This is a genomic window from Kitasatospora sp. NPDC030952, assembly GCF_055571335.1.
This window is the reverse complement of sequence record NZ_JBVIFM010000001.1, coordinates 1-18,966: the sequence shown is the minus strand read 5'-3', so window position 1 is coordinate 18,966 and position 18,966 is coordinate 1. Positions and strand designations below refer to the sequence as shown.

Sequence of the window (18,966 nt, the reverse complement as noted above, 5' to 3'; positions counted from 1 at the left end):
GTTTTGTACCTACAATTCAAATACTTCAGGGAGTCTGACATGGAGCTCGATCTCGCCGGGAAGACCGCGGTCGTCACCGGAGCCAGCCGAGGCGTGGGCCTCGCGATCACCCGGCAGCTCATCGCCGAGGGGGTCCGCGTGGTGGGTGCGGCCCGCACGATCACGGCCGAGCTGAAGGAGGCCGGGGCCCACCCGGTCGCGGTGGACCTGAGCACGCCGGAGGGCGCCGAGGAGTTGGGGGCGCAGGCGCTCGCGGAACTGGGCGGGGTGGACATCCTGGTCAACAACCTGGGCGGCGGCGACTCGTTCACCTTCGGCGGGTTCCTCGCGACCGACGACAACCTGTGGGAGCAGAGCTTCGAGGTCAACCTGTTCGGCACGGTCCGGGTCACCCGCCGACTGCTGCCGAGCCTGCTGGAGCGCCGCGGTTCGGTGGTGAACATCTCGTCGATGAGCGCCCGCCTGCCGGGTACGGGCCCGATCGAGTACGGCGCTGCCAAGGCGGGTCTCAACGCGTTCGGCAAGGCGCTGTCCGAGGAGTTCGGCCCCCAGGGTGTGCGTGTGAACACCGTCTCTCCCGGTCCGACGCGCACCGGCATGTGGGAGGACGCCGACGGCTTCGGCGCCCGCCTCGCAGAGGCGAACGGTGTCGGGCACCGCGACTTCGTGGCCGGGGTGCCCGCGGCGATGGGCCTGACCACCGGCCGCATGGTCGAGCCCGATGAGGTCGCGGCCGTCGTCGCGTTCCTCGTCTCGGACCGCGCGGCAAGCGTCACCGGCGCTGATTACCTCGTCGAGGGCGGCGGCATCAAGACGGTGTGAAACGACTGGCGCCGCCGGGGCGGTGAGGAGATGCCCGCCCCGTCTGAGTCCGGCGCAGGAAGTCGGCTCGGCCGACTTCCTGCGCGTTCAGGTTCTACTTGGGGGTGAACTCGGGGGCGATGGGACCGTCGTAGTACTCGGTCCGTGCCACATGATCAGCTCTCCCTCTCTGCACACCGACGTATCAATCCAGGCAGGCCAAGGCGTTGGCGACGAGGGAACGCGCTGCGGCGCCGCGCGCTGCGCCCTGTGAGAGCCGATCAAAGGCGCGAACGAGAACCGGCGCGCGCCATTGCTCAGCACCGTGTTGCGCTTCATGCGGGCCGCCACGGCGTCACTCACGTCGTTCGGGGTGCCCCGGAAGTCCGCGATGGACGACAGCAGGGCGGCGGCGTATCTGGGTGTCTGGAGGAATCCGGGGATCACGTCGGAGACGTAGACCCGGAACGTCTTGGTCTGTCGGTACAGGTCCCCGGTGGACTCTTGCAGCCGACGTAGTCCGCTTCGCTGGAGTTGTCGCCACCGCACATGAGCGTCGGCGGACTGCCGATTGGCGGCGATCAGGTCGGGGACTTGGCCGTCGGCGTCACAGGCTCGGCACCAGGCCCTGATGTCGGCGTCGGAGGGAGGTGTTCTGGCGTTCTCGATCCGGGATGACTTCGATTCCGACCAACCGCACTTGGCGGCCAGCTCCCGCCCGCTGATCCCCGCGTCCTTCCGGATCCCGCTCAGTCGGCCGGCAAGGGCCTCGCGGGCCTTCTGGACGCTTGGGGAGGGGTGCGCGGGCATGGAGCCGGCCTTCGTCAGATCTCGTACTGGTGATGCGGGACCGCTCGTTCCCAGACTGCTTCGAACGCACTGGCGCACAGCTCCACGGTCTCCGGGTCTGCCGTGATCTCGTCCTCAACCACGGCGCCGTCGCCGGAGAAGTGGTGTACCCGAAGCAGAGCACCGTCGAAGAGCCAGAAGTCGTTTCCCGGCAAGGGGATGCTCGTGGCCCGCCGCCGTGGCAGCCAGCGGATGTCCTCGCCCGCCGTGACGTTGGCGTGGGTGACGTAGTGCTCCCAGCGGATGTACTCGGACACGGGCTCGGACACGATCCGAGCCCGACGGATGACCACACCCCGGGCCACGGTGTCCGCGATCAGCTGGTCATAGGGGTGCCACCAGGCCTCACGGTCCTCCCAGTTGATCCGTTCACCGCGCTGCCACGCTTCGAAGCGTTCCGTCGGGGCGTATGAGTCCCGCAGTTCCAGATGGACGGCGGACCGGCGGCACTGTTCAAGCAGTTCAGCGAAGTTGGGCACGCTCGATGACATCACACGCCTCCCTGATCATGGGCACCATCCGGGCCGGAAGCCTGACGATGGACTCGTCGTCGGGTACCGGGCCGTTCGCGGGGCTGCTCCCCTCGCAGTCCGCCTGAGTCGGATGGCAGAGGGATCCCCTCGGTCGGACCAACAGCGGAAAGGGAAGAACATGGGCAAGCGCGGAGGCGGGTCCGGCGACGGCAAGGGCGGCGGGCAGCAGGACGACAGCAACAAGGGCGCCGGGCACGGCGGTGGCGGGTCGGACGAGGGCGGCAACACCTCCGACGGCTCGTCTCCGGCGGGCGGCGGCAAGTGACTGGCGAATCGCACAAGGAGGCGGGCCCCCAGGGGCTCGCCTCCGCGCTGGTGGCCAATGGCTCACTCTCCTCGGACTGGCTTCCGTCCTTCAACGCCGTACCCCGTGAACTGTTCGTCCCGGACCGAATCTGGCCGGGCATCGCGGACGGCACGCGACAGAACCCCGTGGTGCATCGGTCGCAGGACCCGGGCGCATGGCGGCGAGCGGTCTACTCCGACATCCCGTTGACCACGCAGTGGGACGACGGCGACCACGCGGGCGACGGTCTAGGGACGATCCCGACCTCGTCCAACTCCATGCCGACGATGGTCTTCTCGATGCTCCAGGACCTCGACGTGCGTCCGCGGGATAGGGTGCTGGAAATCGGTGTCGGCACGGGCTGGAACGCGGGCCTGCTGGCCCACCGCCTGGGAGACCTCAACGTGGTGACGGTCGAGTTCGACCCGGAGGTCGCGTGCGGCGCCCGCGCGAACCTGGAGCGGGCCGGGCTCGCGCCGGCCGTGATCGAGGGCGACGGACGGCAGGGCTGGCCGGATGGCGCTCCCTACGATCGGATCATCGCCACCTGCTCCCTGCTGGAGATCCCTCCGGCATGGCTGGAGCAGACGGCGCCCGGCGGGATCATCGTTGCCCCGTACGGCACCGAGTACGGCGGCGAGCAGATCGTCCGGCTCACCGTCAACGATGACGGCACCAGCGCGAGCGGCCGGTTCACCCGGAGCTCGGCGTTCATGCGGCTGCGCCAACAGCGCACGGACCGGCCGCCCTTCGAGGACTACCTCCACGGGCAGGAGTGGCCCGCCGACGCGGTGAGGAGCACCACGACGCTCGCCCCGCCGGACACCGGCGGGTGGTTCGAGCAGTTCGTCATCGGTTCCGCCGTCCCCGGCGCCTTCTGGCGGGCCGAGCGCTACGACGACGGCGCGTACACCCTCTGGCTCTACAGCCGGGACACCCGATCGTGGGCGTCCGCCGACTACCAGCGGGGCCGCACCGAGTACGAGGTGTACCAGTCCGGCCCCCGGAGCCTCTGGGATGAGGTGGAGGCCGCCTGGCGCTGGTGGGACGACCAGGGCCGCCCCGGCTTCGACCGCTTCGGCCTCACGGCCACCCCGAATGCCCACACCGTGTGGCTCGACTCCCCGGAGAACCCGGTGCCCGAACGCGTCGCCAAGGGAGACCAAGCGTGACCCGGCGCAGGAAGTCGGCTGGGCCGACTTCCTGCGCGTTCAGGGGTCCCTGCTCAGGTCACGGCCAACGAGCGGCGGAGGAAGTCCAGTTCGTGTAGCAGCAGGTTCTCAGCCGTCGCCTCGTCGGTCGGCCGGTGGCCGGCGCCGCGCAGGGGGAGGACCTCGTGCGGGCGGCCGGCGGCGAGGAGGGCGTGGGAGAGCCGCAGGGTGTGGACGGGGAAGACGTTGTCGTCGGCGAGGCCCTGGATCAGGAGCAGGGGGCGGCTCAGGTTCGGGGCCTCGGTGATCAGGTCGCAGGAGTCGTAGTGCTCGGGGTGCTCGTCGGGGTGGCCGAGGAAGCGTTCCTGCCAGTGGGTGTCGTAGAGCCGGTGGTCGGTGGGCGCGGCCCCGGCCGAGGCGGCGTGGAAGACGTCCGGGCGGCGCAGCACGGCGAGGGCGGCGAGGAAGCCGCCGTAGGACCAGCCGCGGATGGCGACCCGGTCGAGGTCGAGCAGGCCGGGCCGCAGCCGGGCGGTCTCCTGCAAGCCCTCGATCTGGTCCTCCAGGGCGGGGCCGGCCTTGTCGCCCCAGATGGACTTCTCCCACAGCGGCCCGCGCCCCGGCGTACCGCGGCCGTCCACCACCAGCACCGCGAAGCCCTGGTCGGCGAACCACTGGGACACCTGCTCGTACCAGGCCCCGCCGGTGGTGACCTTCTGCATGGCCGGCCCGGCGTACGGGTCGAGCAGTACGGGCAGCGGGCCGTCGTCGGGGCGGTGGCCGGTGGGCAGGAAGAGGTGGGCGCGCAGTTCGCGCGGGCCGAGGCGGAGCGGTTCGGGGCGGGCGTCGACGGCGGGCGGCTCGGCGTACGAGGTGAGCGGGTGGGCCGGGCCGCCAGTCGGCAGAACGGTGGTGCGGGTGCCGTTGGTGAGCACCAGGGTGCCGCCCCGCTCCAGCCCGCTGTGCACGCCGGGGCCGCTGCTCAACTTCCGTATGCCGAAGCTCGGTTCGTACGTCCACAGGTGGGTGTCGGTCGGCTCCTCGGAGGCGGTGAACAGCACCCGCTCGCCTTCCACGCCGACGACCGACCGCAGTTGCAGCCCGGCCGGGGAGACAGGTGCGCCGTCGACGGTCAGGTGGCGGGTGTCGTCGAGATCGGCGGTGTCGACCAGCGCCCCGCCCGCCGTCCGGACCGGCAGTCCGGGGAGGAGTGCGACCCAGTGCGGGTCGGTGCGCTCGGCGAGTACCCGGGTGGTGCCGTCCGCCCCGATCGCCAGGGTGCGGACGGTCCGCTGGTCGCGGCTCTGCACGGCGGCGTACGGGCCGTGGCCGTCCCAGCCGGCGGCGGTCACGTACTCGAACGCGGCGCGGTCCCACCGGACCTCCGTGCGGCGGCCGTCGAGGCCGAGCAGCCAGAGGGTGACCTCGGCGTTGGCGGTGCCGGCCAGCGCGTAGCGGATGGCGCGCGGGGGCTGCTGCGGGTCGGTGGGGTCGGCGAGGTACCAGCGGGTGACCGGGCGGTCGTCGACCCGGGCGACCAGCAGTCCAGTGCCGTCGGGGGACCACCAGTGGCCGCGGTCGCGGTACATCTCCCCGGCGGCGACGTATTCGGCGAGGCCGTAGCCGACGTCCTCGGCCTCGGGCTCGGCGAGCGCCCGGTCGCCGCCCGTGCCGCCCGTGCCGCCCGTGCCGCCGGTGTCGACCACCCGCAGGGCGCCGCCGCTGACGTAGGCGATCCGGCGGCCGGTCGGGTCGAGGCGGGGGTCCTCCGGGGCACCGGCGGAGGCGACCGGGCGCACCGAACCCGAGGCGGTGTCGGCCAGCCACAGCGTGCCGTCCAGCGCGAAGGCGGCCCACGAGCCCGAGGTGTCGGTGGAGTACGAGGCGATGCCGCCGGAGGCACCGAGCGCGGCCGGGTCGGCGACCAGCCGTTCCGTGCCGGTCGCGGTGTCCAGCGCCCAGAGGCAGGCGATCGGGTCGGTGCCGCCCCGGCTGCGCAGGAACAGCACGGTGGCGCCGTCGGCGGTGGGCTGCGGCTGGACGGGGGCGCCCAGGGTGAACCGTCGGGTGCGGGCGAGCCGGCGGGGCAGTGAGTCGGTCGTCATGCCGGGGACCATAGGCACACCTTGTACCGGCCCGTCGAGGCAATAAGAAGGCAGTACGGGCGACAAAAGGCCCGGGGCCGCCGTGGATCTCAGGAATCCACGGCGGCCCCGGGGCCTCAACGGGCGGACGTCAGTGGACGTCGCCCATGAGCTTGACGACCTTCTTGCGGTACATCGCCAGCGCGATGCCGGCCACGATCGCCATGACGCCCTGCACCGCGAAGTACCCGGTCCCGCCGACGATCTTGTCGCCCAGCACCAGCTGGAAGATGGCGGCGACGCAGTCACCGGCGGTGACGGCGAGGAACCAGACGCCCATCATCTGGCTGGCGTACTTGGTGGGCGCCAGCTTGGTGGTGACGGACAGGCCGACGGGGGAGAGGGTGAGCTCACCGACGGTCTGGACCAGGTAGACCATGGCCAGCCACAGCGGGGTGACCTTGGTGTCGCCGTGGGCGGCGGCCATCGCCAGCATCATGACGATGAAGGAGGCGCCGATCATCAGCAGACCGAAGGCGAACTTCATGGTGGTGCTGGGGTTCTTCGACCGGCGGGCCAGGGCGATCCAGATCCAGGCGAAGACCGGGGCCAGCGCCATGATGTACAGCGGGTTGAGCGACTGGAACCAGCTGGACGGGAAGTTGAACCCGAACAGCGTCGAGGCGGTGTGGTCGCTGGCGAACACGCTCAGGGTCGAGCCGGACTGGTCGTAGATCATCCAGAACACGGCGGCGGCGACGAAGAACCAGATGTAGCCGCTCATCCGGGACTGCTCGGTCTCGTCGAGGTCCTTGTCGCGCTTCACCTTGGCGAAGACGAACACCGGGATCGCCAGGCCGGCGATGGACAGCGGCCAGATCGCCCAGTTGATGGTGAAGTGGCCGGTGGTGCCGACGATCGCGTAGAAGACGACCGCGACGGCCAGCCAGATGCCGGCCTTGGTGAAGATCTTCCGCTTCTCGTCCGCGCTGATCGGCGAGGTGACGACGTTGCTCTTCGGGCTCAGGTGGCGGGTGCCCAGCAGGAACTGGAACAGGCCGAGCGCCATGCCGATGCCGGCCAGGGCGAAGCCCAGGTGCCAGTCGACCTTCTGGCCGACGGTGCCGACGACCAGCGGGGCGATGAAGGCGCCGAGGTTGATCCCCATGTAGAAGATCGTGAACCCACCGTCACGGCGCGGGTCGTTCGGTCCCTCGTAGAGGTGGCCGACCATCGTCGAGATGTTGGCCTTCAGCAGGCCGGAGCCGACCGCGATGAAGACCAGGCCGACGAAGAACGACGCGCTGACCGGGACGGCCAGCAGGAAGTGGCCGATCATGATGATCGTGCCGCCGAGCGCGACGGTCTTGCGAGCGCCGAGGAAGCGGTCCGCGATCCAGCCGCCCGGGAGGGCCAGCAGGTAGACCATGGCCGTGTAAACGCTGTACACGGCGGCGGCGACGGCCGCCTTCATGCCGAGGCCGCCGTCCGCGATGGAGGCCGTCATGTAGAGCACCAGCAGGGCACGCATGCCGTAGTAGCTGAAGCGCTCCCACATCTCGCTCATGAAGAGAGTGGCGAGTCCCCGGGGGTGGCCGAGGAAGGTCTTGCCGCCAGGAGTGGCCGACGTGATGCCGGTGTCCAGGGTCGTAGACGCCATGAGTAGTGGTTCCTTGCCTGATCGCGTCCGCCTAGGGGGGTGGCGGCGGACGAACTTGAACCACTCTACGTGGCGATATTTGGCGTTATCAGATGACAAAAGCCACGAATCAGGTATGGGAATGGCAAAGTTCGGGGCAGATCTTCCCGGCCTATCCATGGTAGGCAGGCATCTCTCCCTTAGGTTTCAAGATCCAAGTGGAGATTCTTCGCCGAACGACCGGTAGGCGGCGCCTCGTTGACCCCTGATGCCCCCGTGTATAACGATCACGCTCTGTGAACTACCTCACAGGGCGTACGGCCATACCCGAGCCGACTACCATCACCACATGACCTGTGTGCTGCTCGCCGAGGACGATCCGGCGATCTCCGAACCGCTCGCCCGGGCCCTGCGACGCGAGGGCTATGAGGTGCTCGTCCGCGAGGACGGTCCGACCGCACTCGCCGCCGGCCTCACCGAGGAGGTCGACCTCGTCGTCCTCGACCTCGGCCTGCCCGAGATGGACGGCCTCGAGGTCTGCCGCCGTCTGCGCGCCGACGGCAAGAGCTGCCCCGTGCTGGTGCTCACCGCCCGCGCCGACGAGGTGGACACCGTGGTCGGCCTGGACGCCGGCGCCGACGACTACGTCACCAAGCCCTTCCGCCTGGCCGAACTGCTCGCCCGCGTCCGGGCCCTGCTCCGGCGCGGCAACGTCGACCAGCTCACCACCGGCGCGCACGGGGTGAAGATCGACATCGAGTCCCACCGCGCCTGGCTCGGCGAGGAGGAGCTGACCCTCTCCGCCAAGGAGTTCGAGCTGCTGCGCGTCCTGGTCCGCGACGCCGGCCGGGTGGTCACCCGCGAGGAGATCATGCGGCAGGTCTGGGACACCACCTGGTGGACCTCGACCAAGACCCTGGACATGCACATCTCCTGGCTCCGCAAGAAGCTCGGCGACGACGCGGCGAACCCGCGCTACATCGCCACCGTGCGCGGAGTCGGGTTCCGGTTCGAGAAGAATTAGCCCCGTACGGAGATCGAGGCCGGGCGGCGGCCGATGAAGCGGAACACCTCGGGGAGCAGCAGCGTGAAACGCCGGATGATCAACTCGCTGCTGGTCGTCGTCCTGGTGGTCGTCGTGGTGTTCTGCGTGCCGCTCGCCCTGGTCGAGAAGCGCACCATCGTCAACTCGGCCCAGGACCGGGTCGACGCGACCGCCGTCCGGGTGCTCGCCCTGGTCGAGAGCCGGCTCACCGCCGGTGAGTCGGTCAAGGAGGGGCGCGTCTTCGAGAGCCAGGTCACCGAGGGCAGCTACGTCGAGGTGCAGATCCCCGGCCAGCCCGTGCTCTCGGCCGGCGACCGCCCGGCCGGGAACCACCTGCTGAAGGCCGTCGAGCACGGCATCAGCGGCGAGATCGTCACCGTCGAGCAGTCCCGCGAGGACGTCGACCACGAGATCGCCAACAACCTGCTGCTGCTCGGCGTGGTCGCCCTGCTGGCCATCCAGGCCGCCGTGGCGCTCGCCGTCTGGCAGGCCAAACGGCTCGCCCGGCCGCTCACCGACCTCGCCGAGACCGCCGAACGGCTCGGCTCCGGCGACCCGCGCCCGCGCGACCGCCGGTACGGGGTGCCCGAACTGGACCGGATCGCCGAGGTGCTGGACACCAGCGCCGAGCGGATCGCCCGGATGCTCACCGCCGAACGCCGGCTCGCCGCCGACGCCTCCCACCAGCTGCGCACCCCGCTCACCGCGCTGTCGATGCGGCTGGAGGAGATCACCGCCCTCGCCGAGGAGCCGGAGACCGTCAAGGAGGAGGCGACCATCGCCCTCCAGCAGGTCGAGCGGCTCACCGACGTCGTCCAGCGGCTGCTGACCACCCAGCGCGACCCGCGCAGTCCCACCGCCGTCGCCTTCGACCTGGACGAGGTGATCAAGCAGCAGGTGGAGGAGTGGGGCCCGACGCTGCGCGAGCGGGGCCGGGTGCTGTCCCTGGAGGGCCTGCACGGGGTCACCGCGGTCGGCACCCCGGGCACGGTGGCCCAGGTGCTCGCCACCCTGATCGAGAACTCGCTGATGCACGGCGCCGGGACGATCACCCTGCGGGTGCGGCCCTCCGGCACCTCGGTGGTGGTGGAGGTCCAGGACCAGGGCGCCGGGGTGCCCGCCGACCTCGGCAACCGGGTGTTCGAGCGGGCGGTCAGCGGCCGCAACTCCACCGGCATCGGCCTGGCCGTCGCCCGTGACCTCGCGGAGGCGGACGGCGGGCGGCTGGAGCTGCTCTCGCTGAAGCCCGCGGTGTTCGCGCTCTTCCTCGGCCGCAGCCACGACGACTGACGGCCGCAGCCACGACGACTGACGGCCGGGGGCGCGGCGGCTGACGGCCGGGGATGCGGCGGCCGGGCGGACCGGGGCGCGGCGGCCGGACGAACGGGCCGGAACGCTGCTACTCGGCCTTGGCGTAGCGGATCTGCTCGGCGGCCAGCATCAGCTCGGCCTGGGCGGCCAGCTCCTGGCCGCTGGCGCCGTCGACGGCCGGTGCGCCCTCGGCGGTCGGTGCGGCCTCGGCGGTCGGTGCGGCCTCGACGGCCGGCTCGGGCTCCGGGAGGGCCTTGAACACCCAGGTGCGGTACGAGATGAACCGGAACACGGTGGCGATGGCGAGGCCGACCACCTTGGCGCCGATCTGCTCGTAGCTCGTGTCCAGGCCGAGCACGTACCGGGAGAAGCCGAGCACGCCGGTCTCGATCAGCATGCCGATGCCGCTGAACACCAGGAACAGCGTGATCTCCCGCTTGCGGGAGGCGGCGTCGCGGTCCCGGTACAGCCAGTAGCGGTAGCCGAGGTAGTTGGTGGCGATCGCGATCACCGTGGCGACGACGTTGGACCGCAGTGAGGCCAGGCCCATCCCGTTGAGGCAGACCCAGAACACGGCGAAGTTGACCACCACGCCGCTCAGGCCGACGATGCCGAACTTCACGACTTCGCCGGAAAACCCACTCGACACCTTCTGCAGGAGCGAGGGGTTCGAAGCTGCGGTCGTCGCCATACCGGGTGGCCTCCATGTACCTACGGGAAAAGGGTGTCCCACTGGGCCGGGGGCACCCCTTGAGCCCTGCGTGCACGCACATGATCCGACCGCGCGGACGAGGACCTAGCCGTCCAGGCTACCTGCTTCCACCGAACGGCTCAGCCGTACTGCCCCGGGGTTGACATCTACGCGCGTCCACTACTCACCGCCCCACCGCGGCTCCAAGGCCCCCCACCGGCCCGGATATCCTGGCGGGGTGACTTCCCCGGGCAATGTGAATTTTCCAGTGGTGGGCATGATCGGCGGCGGGCAGCTGGCCCGCATGGCACACCAGGCGGGCATCCCGCTCGGGGTCAGGTTCAAGCTCCTCGCCGACACCCCCCAGGACTCCGCCGCACAGGTGGTCTCCGACGTCGTCCTCGGTGACTACCGCGACCTCGACACCCTGCGCCGCTTCGCGGCCGGCTGCGACGTGATCACCTTCGACCACGAGCACGTCCCCACCGAGCACCTGCGGGCCCTGGAGGCCGACGGCATCGCCGTCCGCCCCGGCCCGGAGGCGCTGGTCAACGCCCAGGACAAGGGCGTGATGCGGGCCAAGCTCGACTCCATCGGGGTGCCCTGCCCCCGGCACCGGATCGTCGCCGACCCGGCCGACGTCACCGCCTTCGCGAACGAGGGCGCCGGCTACCCGGTCGTGCTGAAGACCGTCCGCGGCGGCTACGACGGCAAGGGCGTCTGGGTCGTCGACGACGAGCAGGAGGCCCAGGCCCCGTTCCTGGCCGGCGTCCCGGTGCTGGCCGAGGAGAAGGTCGACTTCGTCCGCGAGCTGGCCGCCAACGTGGTCCGCTCGCCCAGCGGCCAGGCCGTCGCCTACCCGGTGGTCGAGAGCGTCCAGGAGAACGGCGTCTGCGCCGAGGTCACCGCCCCCGCGCCGGACCTCGACCCGGCCCTGTCCGACGAGGCCCAGCAGCTCGCCCTGCGGATCGCCGGCGACCTCGGCATCGTCGGCCACCTCGCCGTCGAGCTGTTCCAGACCCGGGACGGCCGGATCCTGGTCAACGAGCTGGCCATGCGCCCGCACAACTCCGGGCACTGGACCCAGGACGGCGCGGTCACCTCGCAGTTCGAGAACCACCTGCGGGCCGTCCTCGACCTCCCGCTCGGCGACCCCCGGCCGCGCGCCAAGTGGACCGTCATGGTCAACGTCCTCGGCGGCGACTACCCGGACATGTACCACGCCTTCCTGCACTGCATGGCCCGCGACCCCGGGCTGCGGATCCACATGTACGGGAAGGACGTGAAGCCCGGCCGCAAGGTCGGCCACGTCAACGTCTTCGGGGACGACCTCGACGACGTCCGCGAGCGCGCCCGCCACGCGGCCGCCTACCTGCGAGGAACGATCACCGAATGACCTCTCCCGTCGTTGGCATCGTGATGGGCTCGGACTCCGACTGGCCGGTCATGGAGGCCGCCGCCCAGGCCCTGGACGAGTTCGAGATCCCCTACGAGGTGGACGTCGTCTCCGCCCACCGGATGCCCCGCGAGATGGTCGCGTACGGCGAGAACGCCCACCGGCGCGGCCTGAAGGCGATCATCGCGGGCGCCGGCGGCGCCGCCCACCTGCCGGGCATGCTCGCCTCCGTCACCCCGCTGCCGGTCATCGGCGTGCCGGTGCCGCTGCGCTACCTGGACGGCATGGACAGCCTGCTGTCGATCGTCCAGATGCCGGCCGGCGTCCCGGTGGCCACCGTCTCGGTGGCCGGCGCGCGCAACGCCGGCCTGCTCGCGGTACGGATGCTCGCGGCCTTCGACCCGGAGCTCACCGAGAAGATGACCGACTTCCAGGCCGAACTGAACAACCAGGCCACCGAGAAGGGCAAGAAGCTCCGGGCCAAGGTGGCCGGCTCCTCCTCCTTCGGCTTCGGCAAGTGAGCCCGTCCGGCGGGGTGGGGTAGAACAGCCCGTATGACCTCCGACTCCCTCACCCCGCTGGACCGCGCCCGCGCCCTGCTGCGCACCGCTCCCGTGGTGGACGGCCACAACGACCTCCCCTGGGCGATGCGCGAGCAGGTCGGCTACGACCTCAGCGCGCTCGACCTCACCGCCGACCAGGCCGGCCGCCTGCACACCGACTTCGCCCGCCTCGCGGAGGGCGGGGTCGGCGCGCAGTTCTGGTCCGTCTACGTGCCGACCGCGCTGGCCGGGGACCACGCGGTGAGCGCCACACTGGAACAGATCGACTTCGTCCACACCCTGGTCGAGCGCTACCCCGACCGGCTGCGCCTGGCCCGTACCGCCGCCGACATCGAGGCCGCCCGCGCCGACGGCCGGATCGCCTCGCTGATGGGCGCCGAGGGCGGCCACTCGATCGACTGCTCGCTGGCCACCCTGCGCGCCCTGTACGAGCTGGGGGTGCGCTACCTGACGCTCACCCACAACGACAACGTGCCGTGGGCCGACTCCGCGACCGACAAGCCGGTGGCCGGCGGGCTGACCCGGTTCGGCGAGGAGGTCGTCCGGGAGATGAACCGGCTCGGCATGCTGGTCGACCTCTCGCACGTCTCCGCCGACACCATGCGGGACGCCCTGCGGGTCACCGAGGCGCCGGTGGTCTTCTCGCACTCCTCCGCGCGCGCGGTCTGCGACCACCCGCGCAACATCCCGGACGACGTGCTCGCCCAGTTGCCCGCCAACGGCGGCATCGCGATGGCCACCTTCGTGCCGAAGTTCATCCTCCCCGCCGCCGTCGAGTGGACCCTGTCCGCCGACGAGAACATGCGCGCCCACGGTTTCCACCCGCTGGACACCACCCCGCGGGCCATGGAGCGCCAGCACGCCTACGAGGCCGCCAACCCGCGCCCGATCGCCACCCCGGCCACCGTCGCCGACCACCTCGACCACATGCGCGAGGTCGCGGGCATCGACCACATCGGCATCGGCGGCGACTTCGACGGCACCGCCTTCCTCCCGGACGGCCTGGACTCGGTGGCCGGCTACCCCAACCTGGTCGCCGAACTCCTCGGCCGCCACTGGTCGGAGGCCGACCTGGCCAAGCTCACCTGGCACAACGCCGTCCGCGTCCTGCGCGACGCCGAGTCGGTCGCCGCCACGCTGCGCACCAGCCGCCGGCCCTCCATCGCGACCATCGCCCAGCTCGACGGCACCGCCTGAGCCAGGGCCCCTCAGCCGAGCCGCGGGATCTCGATGGCCGGACACCGGTCCATCACCATCGAGACCCCGGCGTCCCGGGTGCGCCCGTACGCGGCCTCGTCGACGACCCCGAGCTGGAACCAGACCGCCTTCGCCCCGACCGCCACCGCCTGGTCCGCCACCTCCCCGGCCAGCGCGCTGTTCACGAACACGTCCACCACGTCGACCGGGACGGTTACGCCGGGTGCCATTCGATTTCATATCGACCTGGCGGGCTGACCATCGCGGATGCCGGGTGGGAATGGCCAGGGGAGCGGTGGCGCTGGGGTGAGGTGAGTTCTCGGCTCTCGGCTGCGAGGAGACAGGGCATGTACGGCGACCCGGAGACGGTCCGGAAGATCCTCACCGAACTGGGCGACACCTGGGCCGTCGTGGGCCTCTCGTCCAACCAGCGGCGGGCGGCCTACGGCGTTGCCGAGGTGCTCCAGCGCTTCGGCAAGCGCATCGTGCCGGTGCACCCGAAGGCGGAGACGGTGCACGGCGAGAAGGGATACGCGTCCCTCGCGGACATCCCCTTCAAGGTCGATGTCGTGGACGTCTTCGTCCGGTCGGACCTCGCCGGTGAGGTCGCGGACGAGGCGGCCGCCATCGGCGCCAAGGCGGTCTGGTTCCAGCTCGGCGTGATCGACGAAGCCGCGTTCGAGCGAGGGCAAGCTGCCGGGCTCGCCATGGTGATGGACAAGTGCCCCGCCATCGAGATTCCCCGTCTCGGTCTGGCCAGCAGGTTCCGTTAGATGTTGCGAGCGTGGAGGGCGGGTCAGTTGCGCTCCAGCTGACACGACTTGGTGTGGGCGCTCGAGTGCTCAAGGCACCGCCCGACTTGGCCGTGATCTGACCGTGCTCGTAGTTCGACAGACGGCAAGCCTGTTACCAGTCTAGTGCGCAGAGTGCTTGTCGGGCGGATGAGTCGATGATTTGATAAGTGCGACGATTCGATCGGCCGAACACGGGGGTGGGGATGGCTGAAGGGTATCGGGTTGACCTCCATGCGTTACGGGAGGCGGCCGCAGGTGTGAACGGCACAATCGGCAAGGCCGCCAAGCAGCGTGTCAGCGATATCCCGCATGATGAGTCGGCGATCGGCAACCACGAACTGGCCGGTACATTGGGCGATTTTCTCAGTCGATGGCAGCGCGGTGTCGACAATCTTGCGAAAGATGGCCGGGAGATCGCGACTAGGTTATCGGCCAGCGTGAAGGCCTATCACGATGCGGAACAGGCGGCGCACGGCAGTCTCAACGGAATCCTGCAGCAAAACGGGACCGATCCGGGGGCCAAGTAGCCGTGGCAGATCTCGGAAAAACCTCCGACCCGAAGGCGCTGATACCCGGGAACAGTGAGACCATTGGTCACACCGAGTCGGCGCTCCGAGAGTATGGTGACTTTCTTCATATCGCTGGTGAAGGCCTCAGTCGCATCAACACCAGTGATGGGTGGAGTGGCGAGGCTGCTGATGCCTTCCATAAAGTATTCCATGGCCAACCCGGGAAATGGCTACAGGCCGGTGACGCCTTCCATGATGCGGCTCAGGCTCTGGACAACTATGCGTCCACTCTGGATTGGGCGCAGAATGAGGCGACTGACGCCATCAGGTTGTGGAGCGCCGGCGAGGCGAACCAGCAGGACGCTCGCGACAAGCTGGCGAACGCCCGAAGTCAACTTGCCGGGGCTGCCAGTACCGCAGCTGTCATCATAGGTAAGGCACGTGACCTGGCTCCTCCGAAACCGGGGTTCTGGTCGCAGCTGGGTGACGGCATCGGTGATTTCTTCTCCGATGCCGGGCATCTTGCCAAAGATTTCGGCGAGACGGCGATGAGCGACCTGGCCTCGGTCGGCAATGCCATGGTGCACCACCCGGGGTCGGTTGCAGAGATGGCCGGCGGTCTTGGACTGGCCGCCCTCGGCGCCGGCGGCGAGGTGCTCGGCGTTGCGCTGGATGCTACCGGGGTCGGTGCCGTCATTGGCGTGCCCGCGAACGTGGTTTCGGCAGGTGCCATCGCGACGGGTGTCGGCTTGATGGGTATGGGCGCGTCGAACATCGCCGAGGATGCGGCTGGTCCGGATCGCGTCAACATGAACTCCGACAGTGGCGGCAGTGGCGGCGGTGGTGGGGTTCCGCGATCCTACAAGTCAAACGAGGGTGCCATTGGCGAGGAGCTGGGGTATTCTCGGAAAGACATCAAACTCGCAATTCATGCGGTAAAAAATGGTTCGAAGTGGCGCGGTATAGGTGGCAATAAGAATCCTGACGTTGTCGTGGATACGAGCACCGGTGAAGTGTATCCGAAGCTTCCCGACGGCAGCCCGGCGGACGATAGTATCGGGAACGTCTTTGACCACTTGCCCGAGGAATAGCGGTGCACATGTCGAATGAAATGAGTAAACCTGTGGATCGGTCGATCCTCCCGTTGCGGGGTCATCGTGTGGTGGATATCGCCTGGGGTGATGAGCTATGTTTCGCGCTTGAGCCCTCTGGTGAAGTCATCGTTGGCTCCCACGCTCTGTGGACAGAAGGCCCGGTGACGGCTCCGGGCGCCCGTCCCGCCACGCTCGATCAGTGCGACAAGGGGCAGATCCAGCAGGTCGTGGGTGCAAGCGTCCTGTCGGCCGTTGGCTTCAAGAGTGGCGCACTGCGCGTGGTCTTCAGTAACGGATGGCATCTGAACGTGAAGTCCGATGGACCGTTCGTCCCCGCTTCGGTGAGGTCAGCGGGCGCTGTCATCTGGGAGCGCCCGAGTTCCTGAGGTGGCGTGGAAGGCCGAAGGGCGGGCCAGGGTGGTGTCGGGCGTCCGGCGCCATGTCAGGCTGTCGTGGGAAGTTGTGGATGGCGGCCCGTCGGTTCATCCGGCGGGCCGTTTTGGCTTCGCGAACTGGTGACAGGTGGGTTGCTCATCATCCTGACCGGGAACGGGATGTCGGCCAGGGAGGCGTAGCCCTGCTCGCCGAGGACCGTCTCGGCCTTCGGGTGCACCGGCACGATCCGCTTGCCGAAGCGCTGGAGGACCCGGGCCACGCCGTGGGCGGCCCGGGCGGTGTTGTTGGACAGCCCGACCACCGCCCAGGTGTCGCCGCTGCCGGTGAGGATGGAGCGGACCGTCGCGTCGTCGCCGTAGTTCGTCATGCTCGGTGCCAACGCCGGGCGGGGGCGCGGGGATTCCGGGGCGGCTCAGGTGTGGAAGGCCCGGAGCCGCCCGGTCAGCTCGGGCGGCCCAGGGCGCGGTACGTCCAGCCGGCCGCGCGCCAGGCGTCGGCGTCGAGGACGTTGCGGCCGTCGAGCAGGCGGCGCTCGGCTACCACGGCGCCCAGCTCGGCCGGGTCGAGCTTGCGGAACTCCGCCCACTCGGTGAGGTGGAGCACCACGTGGGCGCCCTCGGCGGCCTCCAGGGCCGAGTCGGCGTACGCCAGCGAGGGGAACATCCGGCGGGCGTTGTCCACGGCCTTCGGGTCGTAGACGGTGACCTGGGCGCCCTGGAGCTGGATCTGGGCGGCCACGTTGAGGGCGGGGGAGTCCCGGATGTCGTCCGAGTCGGGCTTGAAGGCGGCGCCGAGGACGGCGACCCGGCGGCCCAGGAAGCCGCCGCCGCACTGCTCGCGGGCCAGCTCGACCATCCGGGAGCGGCGCCGCATGTTGATCGAGTCGACCTCGCGCAGGAAGGTCAGCGCCTGGTCGGCGCCGAGTTCGCCGGCCCGGGCCATGAACGCGCGGATGTCCTTGGGCAGGCAGCCGCCGCCGAAGCCGAGGCCCGAGTTGAGGAACTTGCGGCCGATCCGCTCGTCGTGGCCGAGCGCGGTGGAGAGCAGCGTGACGTCCGCCCCGGCCGCCTCGCAGACCTCGGCCATCGCGTTGATGAAGGAGATCTTGGTGGCCAGGAAGGAGTTGGCGGCGGCCTTCACCAGCTCGGCGGTCGCGTAGTCGGTGACCAGGAACGGCACCCCGGCCGCGATCGGCTCCGCGTACACCTCGCGCAGCAGCCGCTCGGCCCGCTCGCTCTGGGCGCCGACCACGATCCGGTCCGGCCGCAGGGTGTCCTGGACGGCGAAGCCCTCGCGCAGGAACTCCGGGTTCCAGGCGAGTTCGGCCTCCGCGCCGACCGGCGCCAGCGCGGCCAGCCGCTCGGCCAGCCGGGCCGCCGAACCGACCGGCACGGTGGACTTGCCGACCACCAGGGCCGGGCGGGTCAGGTGCGGCGCGAGTTCGTCGATCGCGGTGTCCACGTACGACATGTCGGCGGCGAACTCGCCCTTGCGCTGCGGGGTGTTGACGCACACGAAGTGGACGTCGCCGAACTCGGCGGCCTCCTTGGCGGAGGTGGTGAAGCGCAGCCGCCCGGTAGAGCCCTCGTGCCCGGCCACGTGCTTGAGCAACAGCTCGGACAGGCCCGGCTCGTACATCGGGACGCGGCCGGCGGTGAGGGTGGCGATCTTCTCGGGATCGATGTCCAGACCCAGCACCTCGAAGCCGAACTCGGCCATCGCGGCGGCATGCGTGGCGCCGAGGTAGCCGGTGCCGATCACGGAGATGCGGAGGGTCACGGGTTCCCCTTGAGTCGCGGGTTCGACCAGTAGAAGTGCCCCTGATGCTATCCGTCCCGGTCGGGTCGTCCGGGATCGCCCGTACCCGGAGGGATTCCGCCCGGGCTTCCGGGGCGCCCCGCGGACGGCCCCGAGGACGCTAGGCAGTCGCAGGTCGGAGCCCTAGGATCTCTACTGAACGGTAGTTAACCGCGATTCGACTCGGACCAGGCGTCGATCGGACGTCGGTCACTGGACGACGAGGCAGGCATCATGGCGGGCAGCGCAGGGGCGGCTGACTTCGATCTCTTCCGTATCTCCGAGGAGCACCAGATGCTCCGTGAGGCGGTGCGTTCGCTGGCCGAGGCGAAGATCGCTCCGTTCGCGGCGGAGGTGGATGAGCGGGGGCGGTTCCCGCAGGAGGCGTTGGACGCGCTGACGGGCAACGATCTGCATGCGGTGCACGTGCCGGAGGTGTACGGGGGTGCGGGTGCGGACGCGCTGGCGACGGTGATCGTGATCGAGGAGGTCGCGCGGGTGTGCGGCTCGTCGTCGTTGATCCCGGCGGTGAACAAGCTGGGGTCGCTGCCGGTGCAGTTGTCGGGTTCGGAGGAGTTGAAGGCGAAGTACCTGGGGGCGCTGGCGCGGGGTGAGGGGATGTTCTCGTACTGCCTGTCGGAGCCGGAGGCGGGCAGTGACGCGGCGGGGATGAGGACGCGTGCGGTGCGGGACGGTGACTTCTGGGTGCTGAACGGGGTGAAGCGCTGGATCACCAACGCGGGGGTGTCGGAGTTCTACACCGTGATGGCGGTGACGGATCCGTCGATGCGTTCGAAGGGCATCTCGGCGTTCGTGGTGGAGAAGGGCGA

The 18,966-nt window shown here is 69.9% G+C and carries 18 protein-coding genes and 3 pseudogenes; 13 read left to right on the top strand and 8 right to left on the bottom strand.

Going from position 1 to position 18,966, the window contains the following annotated elements:
- Positions 1-39: 39 nt before the first annotated feature.
- Positions 40-822: an oxidoreductase gene (locus ACZ47G_RS00105; RefSeq protein ID WP_465739215.1), complete on the top strand. Its 783-nt coding sequence runs from the start codon at positions 40-42 to the stop codon at positions 820-822.
- A 270-nt stretch (positions 823-1,092) separates the two neighbouring features.
- Here the strand turns inward: ACZ47G_RS00105 and ACZ47G_RS00100 are convergent.
- A pseudogene (locus tag ACZ47G_RS00100) lies at positions 1,093-1,611 on the bottom strand (Scr1 family TA system antitoxin-like transcriptional regulator); the annotation flags it as partial.
- 14 nt (positions 1,612-1,625) lie between these two features.
- A complete protein-coding gene (locus tag ACZ47G_RS00095; RefSeq protein ID WP_465739214.1) occupies positions 1,626-2,141 on the bottom strand; it encodes a DUF6879 family protein in 516 nt (171 codons plus the stop codon).
- 160 nt (positions 2,142-2,301) lie between these two features.
- Here ACZ47G_RS00095 and ACZ47G_RS00090 point away from each other — a divergent pair, with 160 nt between their 5' ends.
- Complete coding sequence (locus ACZ47G_RS00090) at positions 2,302-2,448, top strand: hypothetical protein (protein WP_380461339.1); 147 nt, start codon at positions 2,302-2,304, stop codon at positions 2,446-2,448.
- The gene (locus ACZ47G_RS00085; protein ID WP_465739213.1) at positions 2,445-3,641 is read left to right on the top strand and encodes a methyltransferase domain-containing protein; all 1,197 of its coding nucleotides are present in this window, start codon (positions 2,445-2,447) and stop codon (positions 3,639-3,641) included. The genes ACZ47G_RS00090 and ACZ47G_RS00085 overlap by 4 nt, the downstream gene beginning before the upstream one ends.
- A 53-nt stretch (positions 3,642-3,694) precedes the next feature.
- Here ACZ47G_RS00085 and ACZ47G_RS00080 read toward each other — a convergent pair whose 3' ends face one another.
- The gene (locus ACZ47G_RS00080) at positions 3,695-5,725 is read right to left on the bottom strand and encodes a prolyl oligopeptidase family serine peptidase (protein WP_465739212.1); all 2,031 of its coding nucleotides are present in this window, start codon (positions 5,723-5,725) and stop codon (positions 3,695-3,697) included.
- A 130-nt stretch (positions 5,726-5,855) separates the two neighbouring features.
- Positions 5,856-7,364 (bottom strand): peptide MFS transporter, encoded by a 1,509-nt coding sequence (locus tag ACZ47G_RS00075; RefSeq protein ID WP_465739210.1) that lies wholly within the window; start codon positions 7,362-7,364, stop codon positions 5,856-5,858.
- Between the two features lie 328 nt (positions 7,365-7,692).
- Here ACZ47G_RS00075 and ACZ47G_RS00070 point away from each other — a divergent pair, with 328 nt between their 5' ends.
- A complete protein-coding gene (locus ACZ47G_RS00070; RefSeq protein ID WP_030290974.1) occupies positions 7,693-8,367 on the top strand; it encodes a response regulator transcription factor in 675 nt (224 codons plus the stop codon).
- 63 nt (positions 8,368-8,430) lie between these two features.
- Entirely contained in the window at positions 8,431-9,678 is a 1,248-nt protein-coding gene (locus tag ACZ47G_RS00065; RefSeq protein ID WP_380461343.1) for an ATP-binding protein, read from the top strand.
- Positions 9,679-9,787: 109 nt separating this feature from the next.
- Here the strand turns inward: ACZ47G_RS00065 and ACZ47G_RS00060 are convergent, their stop codons facing one another.
- Positions 9,788-10,390 (bottom strand): GtrA family protein, encoded by a 603-nt coding sequence (locus ACZ47G_RS00060; protein WP_465739209.1) that lies wholly within the window; start codon positions 10,388-10,390, stop codon positions 9,788-9,790.
- Positions 10,391-10,646: 256 nt separating this feature from the next.
- Here ACZ47G_RS00060 and ACZ47G_RS00055 point away from each other — a divergent pair, with 256 nt between their 5' ends.
- Genes ACZ47G_RS00055 through ACZ47G_RS00045 form a run of 3 tightly spaced genes read left to right on the top strand, consistent with a single transcriptional unit; the run spans position 10,647 to position 13,546 of the window.
- Positions 10,647-11,786 (top strand): 5-(carboxyamino)imidazole ribonucleotide synthase, encoded by a 1,140-nt coding sequence (locus ACZ47G_RS00055; RefSeq protein ID WP_465739208.1) that lies wholly within the window; start codon positions 10,647-10,649, stop codon positions 11,784-11,786.
- Positions 11,783-12,307 carry a 5-(carboxyamino)imidazole ribonucleotide mutase gene (purE, locus tag ACZ47G_RS00050; RefSeq protein WP_465739207.1) on the top strand — a complete coding sequence of 175 codons (525 nt, stop codon included), beginning with the start codon at positions 11,783-11,785 and terminating at the stop codon, positions 12,305-12,307. Before ACZ47G_RS00055 ends, purE begins: the two co-directional genes overlap by 4 nt.
- A gap of 33 nt (positions 12,308-12,340) precedes the next feature.
- Positions 12,341-13,546, top strand: coding sequence for a dipeptidase (locus ACZ47G_RS00045; RefSeq protein ID WP_465739206.1), 1,206 nt, complete (start codon positions 12,341-12,343; stop codon positions 13,544-13,546).
- Positions 13,547-13,557: 11 nt separating this feature from the next.
- On the opposite strand, the pseudogene ACZ47G_RS00040 reads toward ACZ47G_RS00045, so the two are convergent.
- Positions 13,558-13,752: pseudogene (locus ACZ47G_RS00040) on the bottom strand (CoA-binding protein); the annotation flags it as partial.
- A 141-nt stretch (positions 13,753-13,893) separates the two neighbouring features.
- On the opposite strand from ACZ47G_RS00040, the gene ACZ47G_RS00035 reads away from it, so the two are divergent.
- The 4 genes from ACZ47G_RS00035 (at position 13,894) to ACZ47G_RS00020 (ending at position 16,329) form a co-directional block, all read left to right on the top strand.
- On the top strand, positions 13,894-14,319 hold the full coding sequence (locus ACZ47G_RS00035) for a CoA-binding protein (RefSeq protein ID WP_465739205.1): 426 nt from the start codon (positions 13,894-13,896) through the stop codon (positions 14,317-14,319).
- Positions 14,320-14,507: 188 nt separating this feature from the next.
- The gene (locus ACZ47G_RS00030; protein WP_465739204.1) at positions 14,508-14,867 is read left to right on the top strand and encodes a hypothetical protein; all 360 of its coding nucleotides are present in this window, start codon (positions 14,508-14,510) and stop codon (positions 14,865-14,867) included.
- Between the two features lie 2 nt (positions 14,868-14,869).
- Positions 14,870-15,940: a putative T7SS-secreted protein gene (locus ACZ47G_RS00025; protein ID WP_465739203.1), complete on the top strand. Its 1,071-nt coding sequence runs from the start codon at positions 14,870-14,872 to the stop codon at positions 15,938-15,940.
- A gap of 8 nt (positions 15,941-15,948) precedes the next feature.
- Positions 15,949-16,329, top strand: coding sequence for a DUF6188 family protein (locus ACZ47G_RS00020; protein WP_465739202.1), 381 nt, complete (start codon positions 15,949-15,951; stop codon positions 16,327-16,329).
- 155 nt (positions 16,330-16,484) lie between these two features.
- Here ACZ47G_RS00020 and ACZ47G_RS00015 read toward each other — a convergent pair.
- Positions 16,485-16,706, bottom strand: a pseudogene (locus ACZ47G_RS00015) (CoA-binding protein); the annotation flags it as partial.
- 74 nt (positions 16,707-16,780) lie between these two features.
- Complete coding sequence (locus ACZ47G_RS00010; protein ID WP_465739201.1) at positions 16,781-18,118, bottom strand: UDP-glucose dehydrogenase family protein; 1,338 nt, start codon at positions 18,116-18,118, stop codon at positions 16,781-16,783.
- A 252-nt stretch (positions 18,119-18,370) separates the two neighbouring features.
- Here ACZ47G_RS00010 and ACZ47G_RS00005 point away from each other — a divergent pair.
- Positions 18,371-18,966, top strand: a 596-nt coding sequence (locus ACZ47G_RS00005; RefSeq protein ID WP_465739200.1) for an acyl-CoA dehydrogenase family protein, incomplete at its 3' end; no start/stop codon positions are given.

Bases quoted from the DNA above. Each gene is read 5' to 3' on its own strand.
- ACZ47G_RS00045 (WP_465739206.1), top strand. From the start codon at position 12,341: ATGACCTCCGACTCCCTCACCCCGCTGGACCGCGCCCGCGCCCTGCTG.
- purE (WP_465739207.1), top strand. From the start codon at position 11,783: ATGACCTCTCCCGTCGTTGGCATCGTGATGGGCTCGGACTCCGACTGG.
- ACZ47G_RS00070 (WP_030290974.1), top strand. From the start codon at position 7,693: ATGACCTGTGTGCTGCTCGCCGAGGACGATCCGGCGATCTCCGAACCG.
- ACZ47G_RS00060 (WP_465739209.1), bottom strand. From the start codon at position 10,390: ATGGCGACGACCGCAGCTTCGAACCCCTCGCTCCTGCAGAAGGTGTCG.
- ACZ47G_RS00095 (WP_465739214.1), bottom strand. From the start codon at position 2,141: ATGTCATCGAGCGTGCCCAACTTCGCTGAACTGCTTGAACAGTGCCGC.
- ACZ47G_RS00080 (WP_465739212.1), bottom strand. From the start codon at position 5,725: ATGACGACCGACTCACTGCCCCGCCGGCTCGCCCGCACCCGACGGTTC.
- ACZ47G_RS00075 (WP_465739210.1), bottom strand. From the start codon at position 7,364: ATGGCGTCTACGACCCTGGACACCGGCATCACGTCGGCCACTCCTGGC.
- ACZ47G_RS00035 (WP_465739205.1), top strand. From the start codon at position 13,894: ATGTACGGCGACCCGGAGACGGTCCGGAAGATCCTCACCGAACTGGGC.
- ACZ47G_RS00105 (WP_465739215.1), top strand. From the start codon at position 40: ATGGAGCTCGATCTCGCCGGGAAGACCGCGGTCGTCACCGGAGCCAGC.
- ACZ47G_RS00020 (WP_465739202.1), top strand. From the start codon at position 15,949: ATGTCGAATGAAATGAGTAAACCTGTGGATCGGTCGATCCTCCCGTTG.
- ACZ47G_RS00090 (WP_380461339.1), top strand. From the start codon at position 2,302: ATGGGCAAGCGCGGAGGCGGGTCCGGCGACGGCAAGGGCGGCGGGCAG.